General features: G+C 47.1%; 9 protein-coding genes. 3 read left to right on the forward strand and 6 right to left on the reverse strand.

Annotation, left to right across the window (positions count from 1 at the left end):
* Positions 1 to 217 precede the first annotated feature (217 nt).
* The 3 genes from rsmI to ACIDITHRIX25_RS000000103185 form a co-directional block, all read right to left on the reverse strand.
* Positions 218 to 1,123: a 16S rRNA (cytidine(1402)-2'-O)-methyltransferase gene (rsmI, locus tag ACIDITHRIX25_RS000000103175; RefSeq protein WP_052606531.1), complete on the reverse strand. Its 906-nt coding sequence runs from the start codon at positions 1,121 to 1,123 to the stop codon at positions 218 to 220.
* A complete protein-coding gene (locus tag ACIDITHRIX25_RS000000103180; protein WP_052606530.1) occupies positions 1,107 to 1,463 on the reverse strand; it encodes a hypothetical protein in 357 nt (118 codons plus the stop codon). Before ACIDITHRIX25_RS000000103180 ends, rsmI begins: the two co-directional genes overlap by 17 nt.
* 201 nt (positions 1,464 to 1,664) lie before the next feature.
* A complete protein-coding gene (locus ACIDITHRIX25_RS000000103185) occupies positions 1,665 to 2,831 on the reverse strand; it encodes a serine hydrolase domain-containing protein (protein WP_201733643.1) in 1,167 nt (388 codons plus the stop codon).
* A gap of 1,045 nt (positions 2,832 to 3,876) precedes the next feature.
* Between ACIDITHRIX25_RS000000103185 and ACIDITHRIX25_RS000000103190 the strand changes: the two genes are divergently transcribed.
* Entirely contained in the window at positions 3,877 to 4,539 is a 663-nt protein-coding gene (locus ACIDITHRIX25_RS000000103190) for an SDR family NAD(P)-dependent oxidoreductase (protein ID WP_201733753.1), read from the forward strand.
* A gap of 249 nt (positions 4,540 to 4,788) precedes the next feature.
* On the opposite strand, the gene ACIDITHRIX25_RS000000103195 is transcribed toward ACIDITHRIX25_RS000000103190, so the two are convergent.
* The 3 genes from ACIDITHRIX25_RS000000103195 to ACIDITHRIX25_RS000000103205 form a co-directional block, all read right to left on the reverse strand.
* Positions 4,789 to 6,261 carry a beta propeller repeat protein gene (locus ACIDITHRIX25_RS000000103195; RefSeq protein WP_201733644.1) on the reverse strand — a complete coding sequence of 491 codons (1,473 nt, stop codon included), beginning with the start codon at positions 6,259 to 6,261 and terminating at the stop codon, positions 4,789 to 4,791.
* A gap of 335 nt (positions 6,262 to 6,596) precedes the next feature.
* Complete coding sequence (locus tag ACIDITHRIX25_RS000000103200) at positions 6,597 to 7,067, reverse strand: hypothetical protein (RefSeq protein ID WP_201733645.1); 471 nt, start codon at positions 7,065 to 7,067, stop codon at positions 6,597 to 6,599.
* 152 nt (positions 7,068 to 7,219) lie between these two features.
* A complete protein-coding gene (locus ACIDITHRIX25_RS000000103205; protein WP_201733646.1) occupies positions 7,220 to 8,353 on the reverse strand; it encodes a cysteine desulfurase family protein in 1,134 nt (377 codons plus the stop codon).
* A 459-nt stretch (positions 8,354 to 8,812) separates the two neighbouring features.
* On the opposite strand from ACIDITHRIX25_RS000000103205, the gene pcaDC reads away from it, so the two are divergent.
* Positions 8,813 to 9,949: a bifunctional 3-oxoadipate enol-lactonase/4-carboxymuconolactone decarboxylase PcaDC gene (pcaDC, locus tag ACIDITHRIX25_RS000000103210; protein ID WP_052606565.1), complete on the forward strand. Its 1,137-nt coding sequence runs from the start codon at positions 8,813 to 8,815 to the stop codon at positions 9,947 to 9,949.
* Positions 9,950 to 11,126: 1,177 nt separating this feature from the next.
* A complete protein-coding gene (locus tag ACIDITHRIX25_RS000000103215; RefSeq protein ID WP_201733647.1) occupies positions 11,127 to 13,124 on the forward strand; it encodes an MFS transporter in 1,998 nt (665 codons plus the stop codon).
* Positions 13,125 to 13,770 lie beyond the last annotated feature (646 nt).

Here is a 13,770-nt window from a genome sequence, read left to right on the forward strand (position 1 = left end):
CAACGCAGCTTGTGCCGGTTTGATATCCCTTTCTCGTAAGTTGGATATCGAAAGGCCAGGGAGCTAAAATCTCCTTCTGTCATCTTTCAAATTGCATTGCTTGGCCAGCGACCTCAAAGGTCGACTTATGGTTAGCATTCACAGCACACGATCATGGCCAAGTTTGCTCAGGCCCCAGTTGGCGTCGAGGGTATCTAGGGTCACTTGAACACCTCTGTCAATTCTCAGAAGATCGACCGCCTCCATCGTCTCCCAAAAGTCCATAAGCTGCAGATCGAGAAATTGATGCTAACTTAGTCAGTCGACGTGCCTTTTCGGATCGAGAAAGTGTTACGTCTCTTACCACCTTGATGATCTCGATCGCATGATCCTCCTCTATTTGCCTTGGTTGATTAGAGGTCGATGGTACAACAAGGACATACTCACCCTTGGGTGAGAGCACCCGCTCATGTTCGAGCAACTCTTTGACACTAAGGTCGATTCGAGATTGAAATAACTTTGTCATCTCTCTGCAAAGAACGACTCGAGACAGCTCGCCGATAACGTCACCTAGTATTTTTAAGGTTCTCTGTAAATCGTGTGGTGCAACGTAAGCAACGACAGAACAACCACTATTTGCAGCACTTGAAAAGACAGTTTCAAAGCGATCTTTCGCCAAGGGCATAAATCCGACAAACATATACGGCCCATTCACCACACCAGAGAGTGCAACTGCCATTGATTCAGCCGACGGCCCTGGTGCTACATCGATCTTGAAACCATTCCTAATAACGAGATCAGCCAATTGAGAGCCGGGATCCGAGATAGCTGGCATTCCGGCATCGGTAACAAATCCTACGTCGTTACCGTCTCTAAGTTCACGCAGAATCGCCTGCTCTCCTGATGTGCGGTCATGATCGGAATATCTAAAGACGCGCCTATTGGAAGCACCTATGTGTGACAAAAGGGCCTTGGTCTTTCGCGTGTCTTCTGCAAAGATTACCTCTATCTCGCCAAGAAGTCGCTTAGCTCGAATTGTTATATCCTCGAGATTACCTATCGGTGTGCCAATTAGATATAGACACGGCGTGGAATTGGTGGCCTCACCGTCTCTCTTTTCTTGCCTATTAATCTCTGATTTCAAGCTGGTCCCCGATGTGGATGTCTAATTTGGCCGCGATGCGAATCGGGATATAAAAGGTCAAGGTATCGCCGAGAACGGGAATCCCGATACGATTACGCTTTAGCCTTCTGATTGAATTTACCTTAAGGTCGCCATCCGAACGCACCAAAAGCACATCCCCAGAATGAAAAAAAGAATTTATAAAAGTTCGGCCTCGCACTATGACAACTTCGTCCTTATCAAGCGTCGAGCTCCTCAGTGTCGCATTTACCTTCTTGGTCGAATCGAAAATTAGAGCACTCGCCAGAACTTGTGCATCCTTTAGTAACCATCCCATATCAACAAACCCCCGTGGATGCATTTGCAGCCAAACGCGCTAGCTGGTCGTGCGAACCAACCAAATAAATAAATATAGATAATGATCGATTTGCCAGCCGTCTACGTGAAATCATCAAATCAAACAGGTTTCGACTCAACGATCCCACCAACCTTCAAAGTTTGTCACCTCAGCATTTCATGGTTATCTAAAAGGAGGAGGCTCCCATTGGCGACACTTCACAACCTAGCCCAATACTCGATATAGCGCAGCGGCCAAAGCATTTGATCGCGAGTCGTCAATTAAAGCATTTGCCATTCGATTCATGGCATAGCCAAAACCTATACGTGCATCCAGATCACCAAAGCCAAGGCTCCCACCGGCTCCAGGATGGCCAAACGCGCTAGCTGGCAGCGACTCGCCAAGCATTGGCGCCAATGCAAACCCCATGCCAAAGGCAGTCTCGACACCCAAAACTTCATCGATTCCCCTAGAGCGTGGAATGATCGCTTCACGCACAATTTCGTCGCTAAGTAACCTCACCCCGTTATGACCAAATACGACTCCTTTGTAAATTTGCGCCAAAGACAAAGCTGAGGTCATTGCGCTTGAGGAGGGCATAGCCAGTGATCTGTAGGCAAGACTATTCCATCGCTGATCGTATGCAAATAGCCTTCCTGGACCATGGAAAGCACTAATGGATACCTCAGCTAGGCCAGCACTTCGCTCCATCTCGATCAGCTGATCTACGTCAGCCGCGACCGGATCGGTTACTAAATCAGCTATCTCGCCTTCAAGTGAGTCATTCCACTCCAAGGCGACGCTGACACCTAGCGGAGATGTGACCGTCTCAGAAATCGCAGAAGCAACACTGGTCGAATACAGCCTTCGCAGCAGCTCCCCATGTATCCAGCCAAAGGTTCTCATATGGTAGCCATGCCGTGATCCTGGCTCCCAAATAGGCCGCTGTCTTTCAATAGCAGCTATAACCTTATCCCAGTTAGTAACGTCTTGGATTGACAGAAGCTCATCATCGACGATGGCTACGCCTGATCGATGAGTCAAAGTGTCATAAAGAGTGATAGAGGCCTTTCCCGAATCCCCAAAATTAGGCCACACCTGCGAAATTGGTGTGTCATAACCAATTAGTCCCTGCGAAATTGCTACATGAATCGCAATCGCAGTGATTCCCTTTGTGGAGGAAAATACTATAACAGGGGTTTGACTCGTAAATGGTTTGGTTCGGCCCAAGTCTCGGTATCCCCTTGAAATATCTACCACCTTGATGTCACCGATGTAGGCCACAACCGCGGCACCAACTTCAAGGTTCTCGTCAAAATGGCGACGAAAAACGTCGGCCACTTCGCCAAAGCCCTCATCTACGAATTCTCTATCATCACTTTTTTGATTCATCTCCCCACGCTAGCCCATCGAAATCACTCGCGAATTGAAAAGATCACCCTCGTTTAAAAAAAAGCTCTGTGCAAAATTAAGGTTGGAAAGGGTACATCCCGTTGCTCGAGCTGACCTGACCCACACAGCACCACCAAGGTTGGGTTTTGCGAGCCATAATCGAGTAGATTCCTAGCTTCAGTGGTTGGGACGCCTATTCTCCCGCTGTCGGCCAACCTAGTCGTACTCCACATCTTGTGGGATTCTTTGGCGTGTGGCACCTTTGCCCGGAGGATCTCAACACTATACCCTGAGCCATTGCGATTGGCGATTTTGATCAGACCGTTCAGACTCTCCGTGTAAACCTTCGTAATCTACACCCGAGAATCACAGTACGCAAAGGTCTCAGCGTGGTGGCTTCGAACCGTCATCGCAAAGGAATTTGACTCGTTTGTCTCCTTGTTTAGGATTAAGCTCTCCCGCTCATCGAAGGTTCGCATTGAGAAGCTTTATAATGGCTGTCATAGATCCCGTAGAAGTTTTCCTTTGAATCGTAGGCCAGTGCAAGTTCGGGGTAGCTCGAGCGCAGCGCTTCGACCGCTCCAAATCGCAATTGAGAAAATTCATGGGTGCGCCAGGAAACTCAATCCACGATCCAAAACAAGAGCGATGTGACAAAAGGACAGCGTTTTAACTGACAAGCCTTTGATGCCAAGGCCAAGACCTAGTCCATTGTGCATGATAGCCACCTATCGCTTTGTGAAAGGCAAAAATTGGACAAGGTCGCCTGATGCAACCTATCCCTGAGCAATCTTAATGACTGTAACAACTACTCTGAGGGGATAGATTTTCGGGCGCGAGCGCTGGTAACAACTGATCTTAGATTTAAAAGACAACTTGCAGTGGCTGTTTCTCTCTTGATAGGTTGCCAGAATATGGAGATCACGGCAACCCCTTTCAAAGGACAAAGGAGATTACCCATTGAATCGCTTTAATGGCAGATACGGACCATGGGCTTTGATTGTGGGAGGGAAGCCAAGGATTAGGCGCCCAATGGTCATAAGCACTGGCTAAGCGAGGTCTCAATCTGGTAATAGTTGCTAGACGTGATAATCTTCTAAGCGATTTCACCAATGAGATACAAAATAAATACGGTGTCGAAGCTATAGCACTAGCTATCGATCTATCGTCACCAGAAGCCGTCGATGAAATATTTAATGGCATCAAAGACCTAGATATCGGGATAGCGATATACAACGCAGCCCTCTCGCCGATAGGAAATTTTTCAGAAGTTGATCCTGCGGTGACGAGAGAGACAATCACAACCAACCGCACAACACCGACTCTCTTTTCCCAAAGGTTTCTGAAGCGTCAAAACGAACGTGGCATGGATGGACTAATTGTCGTCTCGTCACTATCGGGGTACGTGGGCTCACCAAGAGTCGCGACTTATGCAGCAACCAAAGCCTACCTCCATGTACTAAGCGAAGGACTTTGGGGCGAGGTAAAAGATAAGAATATCTCCATATTGACGATAACACTGGGAGCCATATCCACGCCTGGACTAATCTCTCGAGCACAAAAAAAGACCCCTGGGCAACTCGATCCGGCAAAAGTCGTTGACCAGAGCTTATCCCACCTTGAGGGAGGGCCAACTTACACACCAGGGCTAAATAACAAGATCGGTCTGACCGTGCTAAACAAAATCCTCCCCAGGTCCTTTCAATAAAAATGATCGCCCTTGCATCTAGCGCAATCACCAAAGGAGATTGACTGCGGCGTGTAAAGTAAAATAGATCCGTCCTAAACACACCTGAGTGTTTGTTTGCACCTAAATTCCACAAACATCCTTTGGTTTACCAATCCAATTAACCACATTGCTAAAGGCACTGATTAGTTATGGAAAAAGAGGGTTCAGAACGAATAGCAAACACCTAAGGGTTGAAGAAGTTTTTCCAGAGAGACTCTCAAAAAGCTTCTATGATGCTCCGGATGCTAAGGCTTGGTCCCATGTGTAGGTAAAAGCACTGGGGGAAACAACTCCCTTTACGTATACCAAAAGAACGCCCTGAGAGACAAAAGAACCATTAGTTACAGATGCTGCACCCATAACTATTGATGTACCTGGTGGAGGTGTCGTCAAGATTGAGTCTCTGTGACCCCAGCAACCGAGAGAATATACAGAACTGCAGTCTATGTTCGAGGATCCGAGGCCATCGTTGTACATCCAGTCGTAGATTGACGACGGTGAAGAGTAGTCATTGGACCAAAGAGTTGTATAGCCAAAAACCCCAGTCGCCCCAGGAATACTTTCATTGCGATAGATAGGGTCAATAAAGCCATTCGCACCTACCGCAGCATCGGAATTCAACTGAGAGACCAAACCCAAGACTAAAGGTAACCCTCGTGCTTGGCGCTCTTGGTTGATCAAGATAAAGAGTTGCTGATCCATAGACATTGACGCAAAGTCACCAGGCAATACCATAGGGCCTAGCCCTTCTAGCGAGGCTCGTGCGTTATTTATGGCAGCGATTGAATCCGAAAGGCAAGTTGCTTCATTATTAGCCAGACATGGCGAAGCGTAGTTAGGCACGGGAGGTACATTGGTAGCTGGATTGCTAGGTGGAAGTATCACCCGAGAAGAATGATTAGAACTGGAAGTTTCACCTGAACCATAAAAGGCTGCGTCTCCATAGGTGAAGATTCCACCGTCGCTTGCGACCATTGAGTAGCCTTTTCCATCTGGAGTAGATGCCATTCCAACTATTGGCTTATTCAGTGGTAGGGCTCCGGCTGAACCGTAAAAGCCAGCATCTCCATAGGTGAAGATTCCACCGTCGCTTGCGACCAACCAATAGCCTTTTCCATCTGGAGTAGATGCCATTCCAACTATTGGCTTATTGAGTGGTAGGGCTCCAGCTGAACCATAAAAGCCTGCGTCTCCATAGGTGAAGATTCCACCGTCGCTTGCGACCAACCAATAGCCTTTTCCATCTGGAGTAGATGCCATTCCAACTATTGGCTTATTTAGTGGTAGGGCTCCAGCGGATCCGTAGAAACCAGCGTCTCCATAGGTGAAGATTCCACCGTCGCTTGCGACCAACCAATAGCCTTTTCCATCTGGAGTAGATGCCATTCCAACTATTGGCTTATTCAGTGGTATTGCTCCAGCTGAACCATAAAAGCCTGCATCTCCGAAGGTGAAGATTCCACCGTCGCTTGCGACCAACCAATAGCCTTTTCCATCTGGAGTAGATGCCATTCCAACTATTGGCTTATTTAGTGGTAGGGCTCCAGCTGAACCATAAAAGCCTGCGTCTCCATACGTGAAGATTCCACCGTCGCTTGCGACCAACCAATAGCCTTTTCCATCTGGAGTAGATGCCATTCCAACTATTGGCTTATTAGAAAATGACGAATTGATCAAAGATGCTCGAGAAGAAAGAGACAAGGAAACATTCCTAGATACTTCAACGAAGTTAGAACCCGTCAGGAGAGGTAGCCCTAAAGACAACATTAAGCAAAAAGAAATCAAGCCCATTATGGTTCGACCCCGGCAAATATGATCTTTCGCTCGTTGATACTTCAAGCAAACCCCCTCAAAAGCCTCTGCATCTAGATCGGCTTCAAAACTTTAGAATTAGCCCTTTTTTAGAGACCACAGTTTCACAAATTAGTCTCTTTCATTACGATAGCCACCAAGTTGCGATTTACCCAGAAAAAAACCGAAATACCACCAATAGATTTATCTAGCGATAAACAAGGAAGCGGCGGGATTGGTCCAAACTAACCATGACCTGGCTGCGTTACCATCAAAATGAGCGCCAAAGAAAATGCAAGGTCAACGATCAAGCTCAACCTTAAAATCTTCTTCATTGCAACCCGAACTTCAGCAGTCATCTCGAAGTTGCCGGTAGTTATCAAACGCCTAACCGTCGCCTCAATTGGCCAGATTAAGGCGCCAGAAATAGTGGCAGCTATCAGATATGCGATAAACGCAATTCGAAGCCATGGAGCATCTACGAACAGTAGGGGATGCTTAGAGAGCGCAATAAGAACGAGTCCAAATAAAAGCGCTACAACAACAAGTACTTTTGGTCCAATCCGCCGCGAACTAAAGTACTTTATACTTTCGGGGTCACCAGTGCTCAGTCGCGATGCATAGAGGCCAGAGAGCCCTACCCCGCCAAACCCAAAAGTGACACTTCCAAAATGCAGACCAAGTAAGACAATATAGATTGGGCTATTTGGGTTCATTTATCATCCAATCTCAAAAGCGCCAATCCAAAAAAACTCATTTAAAATTACTTTAGAGGCAAGATCCTTTTTAGCTTTAGCGATCTCGCAGCTCGAATAGTCTAGAAAACCTCGAAGATTGCAAAGGCGCCAAAAACTTTGAGAGATGATCACTAAAGCTGACCCCCAGTAAGTTGCAAATAGACCTTAGCCACAATCTCGCTAGCTTCGATAATCTCCTCGGCCGTGTTCGAGGTTGAAAATGAGAACCGAAGTGCGCTCTTGGCAAGAAGTTTGTCAACTCCAAGGGCCATGATTACATGACTTGGGTCAAGTGCACCCGAAGCGCACGCCGCTCCACCTGACGCGTACACACCGGCACCATCTAGAAGATACAGCATCTCTTCATTTGTGGTACCAGGAAACAATAGATTAGAAATTGCAGGCGAACGATCGCCATTCAAAGCATTGACGCTCACGTTTGGGAGCAAAGCCGTCAACCTCTCCTCAAAGAGATCACGAATCTTAATCAAGTATTCATGGGTTGTTGACCTTTGAGATTGTGCTTCTTCTAAAGCGACAACCATGGCTCCTATCGAAGGCAAATCATGAGTTCCAGGACGTATATCGCGTTCTTGAGAGCCACCTCGAACAATCGGTCTCAGGGCCGTCCCCTCCTTAACCACCAAAATTCCAGTGCCTTTTGGGCCATTGAACTTGTGACCACTCAAACTAAGACAATCCACCGATGCCACGATCGGGGCTAGATTCAAAATCTGACTGGCCTGAACACCATCGCAATGAAATATCGCTCCACCGCTATGTTTGTGGACCATCCCCGCAAATATCGGTATTGGATTAATGACACCGATCTCATTGTTAACGGCCATTATTGAGACCGCCGCAAGATTACCTCTCTTTTCTTTTAGGTAATCTCGAAAAAGATCTTGATCAATCATACCATCGCCACTGACGGGCACCTTTTCTCCACCGCCGTACTCCACAGGAGAAAGCACCGCCTTGTGCTCAATGGATGAGCACGCCAAGTCGCCCAACTTTCGATGCGAACCCAGAAGCGCTAAATTATTAGATTCAGTAGCACCGGAGGTAAAGTAAACCTCAGAGACGGCACAGCCCAAAACTTGGGACGCACGTTGGCGGTACTCGTCCAATTTCCTGAGTGCCAAGCGCGAAACAGTATGGTTCCCTTGGGGATTTCCATAAAAATCACTAGCGAGCATCTGGTACTCATTAAGTGCCGCCGCCGACATAGGAGTCGTCGAAGCATTGTCTAGATAAATACCCACTTCGACATCTTACCAATTTACTGCCAGGGAGAGATCCCGGAAAGATTTGAAACCCCGGTTGGATCAGCTTGTCAGAACTCTGGGCTTCCCCCAAAGATCAGACCAATCAAACGCGATTTTATGCAGGCTCGAGATCGACCGCCATCGTTTTACCATCAATTCTGCCCACTCGGGGCAGAATTAGTGCCTTGGAGATACGGCTACTCAACTACTCAAGAGCAGCCCTTGCCTTTATCGTTCAAAATGATAATTCAAAAGTCTAAATTACCCTTTCAGAGCGAGCCAATCAACTGCCGTAGCCTAAAGACGCCTATCGATCAAGCTAGTGGTCGGGGCTACCAAGGATAAAACAAAATGCCTCAGCCTTAGCTTTTTGGTAATATCGATCAAAGCCGGGAATGGTGATGAAAATCAAAATAATGGCTGTGCCCTAATAGGAGATCGAAAAAAGGTAAATCAATGATCCCAACCTCATACAAAATAGATGGACCAGATTCAGCGCCACCCCTCGTACTCCTAAACTCGCTCGGTAGCACGATGGATATGTGGAGATATCAACTACCCTTCCTAACTCAGAGATTCAAGGTAATCAGAGTCGACACTCGCGGCCATACGAGAGATACAAAACCACCGTCGGGACCATACTCAATCCAAGAACTTGGAAGCGACATAGTTGATCTCATAAAGCATCTGGACCTTAATATGGTATCGCTATGTGGCCTCTCACTAGGTGGGATGATAGCCATGAATATAGCGGCCAACCAGCCAAACCTCGTAGATAAGCTGATAGTATCATCTTCATCTTCTTATCTACCTCCGCTGCAAGGTTGGCAAGAACGGGCCCACACCGTTAGGACAAGCGGAACTGCATCTATCGCCGAAGCTTTGATCAAACGATGGTTCAGCGAAGCCTTTATAGCTTCTCACCCGCAAGAAGTTTCTTCGGTTATACAAATGATCGAATCGATTCCTGACGAAGGTTACGCTTGGTGCGCAGAGGCAATTGGCCACATGGACCAACGTCACCTTTTAGCAAAGATAACAGCGCCAACACTGCTCGTAGGCGGCTCCATGGATCCAGTAACGCCACCATCAATGATTTTTGAGACACACAGCGCCATCAAATCTTCATCTCTAACGATAGTTCCCGACGCATCGCACCTGTTGAATATTGAAAAACCCGATCAGTTTAATCAAGTCGTATCGAATTTCCTCTTAGACTCCCAAACCAGCAGGGGATCTCGAATCCGCCGAAGCGTACTTGGAGACAAACATGTCGACAGATCCATAGCTACTGCAAATTCATTCGATCAAGACTTCAAAGACTTCATTACAGGTTATGCATGGGGCGAAGTTTGGTCACGACCCGGGCTAGATCTAAAGATGCGCTCGGCAATCACGATTGCCGCCCTAACGGCGCTTGGTCGCGAAAAAGAGCTCTACCTTCATATCAAAGGAGCACTTAGGAATGGCATTACGGAGGCTGAACTGAGCGAGATACTTATTCATGTTGCTATTTACGCTGGTGTTCCTGCTTCAAATTCAGCATTCGAAATTGCCAGCAAAGTTCTAAGCGAGGACCCAGCCACATGGTAGCAAACGCGACTCAATTCCAATCTCGACCATGACAAGGAGACCCACCGCTAAGCCTTGGCTTTTAGCTGGCAACAGTGGTGTTTGGATTGTCTTTACTTGAATGCAAATTCCCATTGCACCTGGCGAATTACCTAACCGTTCATGTCAAGCCAAGAACTTTTAGGTAGTAGTAGAACTATTGCAGCCTTAGGCACAAGACTAAAAAGCCATATCAAACTAGCCATCGGTTGGAGTGGCTACGATTACCCTTATAGCTTTTCATTTCAACGCTGAACTATTCGTAGTGATTGAGAAATGGCCCGAGTCATATGCAAGATAGTGATCACACCTAAGATTATCGTAATACCTATCTTGGTAAAATATGGTCTCTTAGATTCAGGTTCGACACCTTCTCACCTTTTAAATTCTTAAATTCGCGCCTAGCAACTTCGAGCACCGCGTCCATATGACAAGTAGAAATTGACGGACCTTTTGGATTGGCAATGGCGACTGATGAGTTATGGATAAAGAGGCGACGATCTATCTTCCTCCTCGGTCACTTGCGCGGTAGTGATCCGAGGGTTATTCAACATCTTCGATCGGGGGTAAATGGCGATCTCAATCCACAAAAAGCGCCAAAGAAACAAGAACCAATGAGGGGCACTTTGTCTTTCCATGAAGAGTTCTTTCAGAATTAGCTCTATTGCTGCATTAGCAATTGAGCTAATTCACCCGAGAGGTGGTAATGTCCCTACTCTTGCAATACCTAGTCCCCGAAATGATTGTTTAGAGCTATTGGTGCAATGTTGTGGCTTTATCGACTCGTGATCGGTGGAATTAAAGACTTTCTATACGACTTCTAGACTCTAGGTGATAATTAATCATGGCTTTAGCAGTCGCCGAAAAAGATGGCACTCCCCCCAAAAAGTCAAAGACGCTCCCTGGAGGCAGGCAATGTGCTTATTCTGAATTAGAGCTACGATCTCGTCATTTACCCCCGAAGGCTCGCTTGCCTCGACTCAGAGTAACGCGAAATTAAAATCACCAATTTTTCGACGTTGGTTTAAAAGGAGTACCCATATGTGTCAAATGTCACGCAATACCGATCCTCCATGTTGTATCATCGGTTCTGACACCAGAATTTAATTTGGTGCAGTAATCAACCGGGGGGTTGTAAGTGCAATCTTGGGGGAAATATATGACTACATCAGTAACTGATCGCGTCTCGGGGGAAACGCCCAAAGGAGGATCGGGCTTTAGTCTTACCAATCGAAGACTTGAGTCCTATCCAGAGTTTGGACCCCGCATGGTGCAATTAGCGATTGTCGTTTTAGTGACAATCGCACTTTATTACGAACTTTACGTGGGTGGATCGGTTACGACCATTCTGCTTCCAAAGCTAGGAATGAGCTTCACATTTTACGTGACAGCCCTTGCCTTTGGTAATCTAATTGGAGCCTTTGGATCGCTGGCCGCTGGCCTTTCTGATCGTCTCGGCCGAGCGAACATAGTCGTCGCGGGTCTCTTGATAACGGGCCTCGCTACCGCTTTCGTGATACCATCCATGACTTCAAAATGGTCGTTCGTTATCGCGACTTACCTAGTCGGAATCGTTGAAGGAATCGCCCTTGTTGCCACTCCGGCTCTAATCCGAGACTTTTCGCCACAAACCGGTAGGGCAACCGCGATGGGACTTTGGACAACTGGACCAGTCTTGGGAAGTCTCGTAGTATCTGTCGTAGGTTCCACCACCATAACAGCTACGACACAATGGCCATATGAATATCGCATCTGCGGAATCGTTGGCCTCGTAATCTTTGTTATCGCGCTTTTCGGCCTCCGCGAGCTCTCGCCAAACCTTCGCGACCAGCTAATGGTTTCTGTTAAAGACCGAGTTCTAATTGAGGCAAGGGCAAAAGGAATCGACATTGAGGCCTCCCTGAAGAACCCTTGGCGCCAGATGTTAAAGGCTGATATTATCATATCGGCCGTGGCGGTGTCGATCCTGCTTTTGATCTACTATACGGCTGTAGCCTTTGGCACGGTCCTGCTTACCACCGTCTTTGGCTTCTCTCTCAAAAACGCCAACGGAATTGCCAATTGGCAGTGGGCTGCCAATGCTATAGCCCTGATCCTGGTGGGTATAATCTCCGACAAAGTAAGGGTCCGTAAGCCATTCATGATCGTTGGAGGTATAGGAGCTATAATTCTTACGATCGTATTCATCTTCAAACTTGGCCACACAAACAGCTACTACGAGATTGCATTTTTACTGGCCGGAATCTCCATCTTCCTAGCCTTCGCATATGCGCCATGGATGGCCAGCTTTACCGAAACAGTAGAAGCCAGAAATCCGGCACTGACTGCGACTGGTCTTGCAGTTTGGGGATGGATCTTGAGAGTGATCGTCTTTGTAGCATTTTTGGTAGTCCCGGCCGTCGTCAATTCAGCAACTCCTTTGGTTGAATACGGAGCTCAAGTCCAGGCTTACGCCACGCAAGATCAAAGTCAACTTGCCTTCGCGGCCTCGCATGGACCTCTACTCGCATTTGTCCAGAGCCACGGCTCTTTGATCGCTTTCGCCCAGTCTCACCCTACAATAATTCAAACGGCCACTACCTACTCAGCACAGCTAGCTGACGCGCAAAAATTTGCACCGGAGTTAGCCGTAATTGAGGCCCACCCGGCCATCTTCACTCAATTGGCTGGTTATTCAAATCCCGCTACGATCCCACCTGCACTCTTATCCCAAGCACTTACCGCTGCTGGAGGCGGAGCTAAAGGTGGAGCAATCCTTGCCTCAATCTCGGCGAATAAGGCCGCCATTGAGGGAGTCATAGCTGTAGCTTCACAATTGCAGAGCCTCGCTCCATATGCGACCCAGCTCAAAGCAATCGCTGCAAACGCTACGCAGTTCCAAGCACTTTCGGCTAACGCCTCGGAATTGGGGGCGCTGCAAAAAGCATCTAGCCAACTCAACTTCCTAAAGCTTCATGCGCCAGCTGTTCAAAGCGATGCAAAGCAGTCGCCTAAGCAATGGCAAACTTGGTACTGGATCTGCGCAGCTGCTTGTGTGCTATTTTTAGCCAGCGTACCGCTCATGCGAGGGCGCTGGAGTCCTAAAAAGGCAAAAGAGGATGAGGATGCTCACGAAGCAATGGTTGCAAAAGAGATGGAAAATTTGCATCTCGTCTGAAGTACATAGTCTGTCCACATAACCAAAACTCTTAAGACGGTCGTGAACTAGCCTTCCATTCGAAGTAGTTCACGACCGTCTTCCAATTTATGGAGCACCTTCGCGATCTAAAATTTAACTACGATGGTTCAAATTGCTAAAAAAAGATCAGCAATGGATCCAATGGGTCAACACTTGGAGATATTAGAAATTAAATAGGATTGACGGTGTTAGCTCAAGACGAAAAGATCTCTAGAAACCTAAATCACATCAGGATAAACACCTCTCATCGACCCCCAAACGCTCTCGATCTGAAACATAAATCTTCGATTCAAGGTAGCGCACTGATCTTCCAACACTATTTTAACGAAATTCCTCGTTACTTCGATAGCCATGAAACTCTTGATAAGCCACCGATAGGTTTCGAAATCGGAATCTTGTTAGACCTCTAGACATTACATCAAGTGATATCCGTGCGAAGTTTAGCTTCGAAAATAACTTTTATTCCATTTTCGGCCCGCTGCTTTAGCAAATTGAAACGACCTAACCTCACCACTTTCTGCCCTAAAAAGTCCGATAAGCAAGAGACCTGGCAAATCATTTCAAATATAGCCAAAGCGCTACATCGACGTAACGCTCGACTAGCAGATCTACAATTCGATCCTCT

The sequence above is a fragment of the Acidithrix sp. C25 genome (genome assembly GCF_904848545.2).

What these genes read in the sequence shown, in the direction of transcription:
- pcaDC (WP_052606565.1), top strand. Translation starts at nt 8,813, where the DNA reads ATGATCCCAACCTCATACAAAATAGATGGACCAGATTCAGCGCCACCC.
- ACIDITHRIX25_RS000000103215 (WP_201733647.1), top strand. Translation starts at nt 11,127, where the DNA reads ATGACTACATCAGTAACTGATCGCGTCTCGGGGGAAACGCCCAAAGGA.
- ACIDITHRIX25_RS000000103180 (WP_052606530.1), bottom strand. Translation starts at nt 1,463, where the DNA reads ATGCATCCACGGGGGTTTGTTGATATGGGATGGTTACTAAAGGATGCA.
- ACIDITHRIX25_RS000000103200 (WP_201733645.1), bottom strand. Translation starts at nt 7,067, where the DNA reads ATGAACCCAAATAGCCCAATCTATATTGTCTTACTTGGTCTGCATTTT.
- ACIDITHRIX25_RS000000103185 (WP_201733643.1), bottom strand. Translation starts at nt 2,831, where the DNA reads ATGAATCAAAAAAGTGATGATAGAGAATTCGTAGATGAGGGCTTTGGC.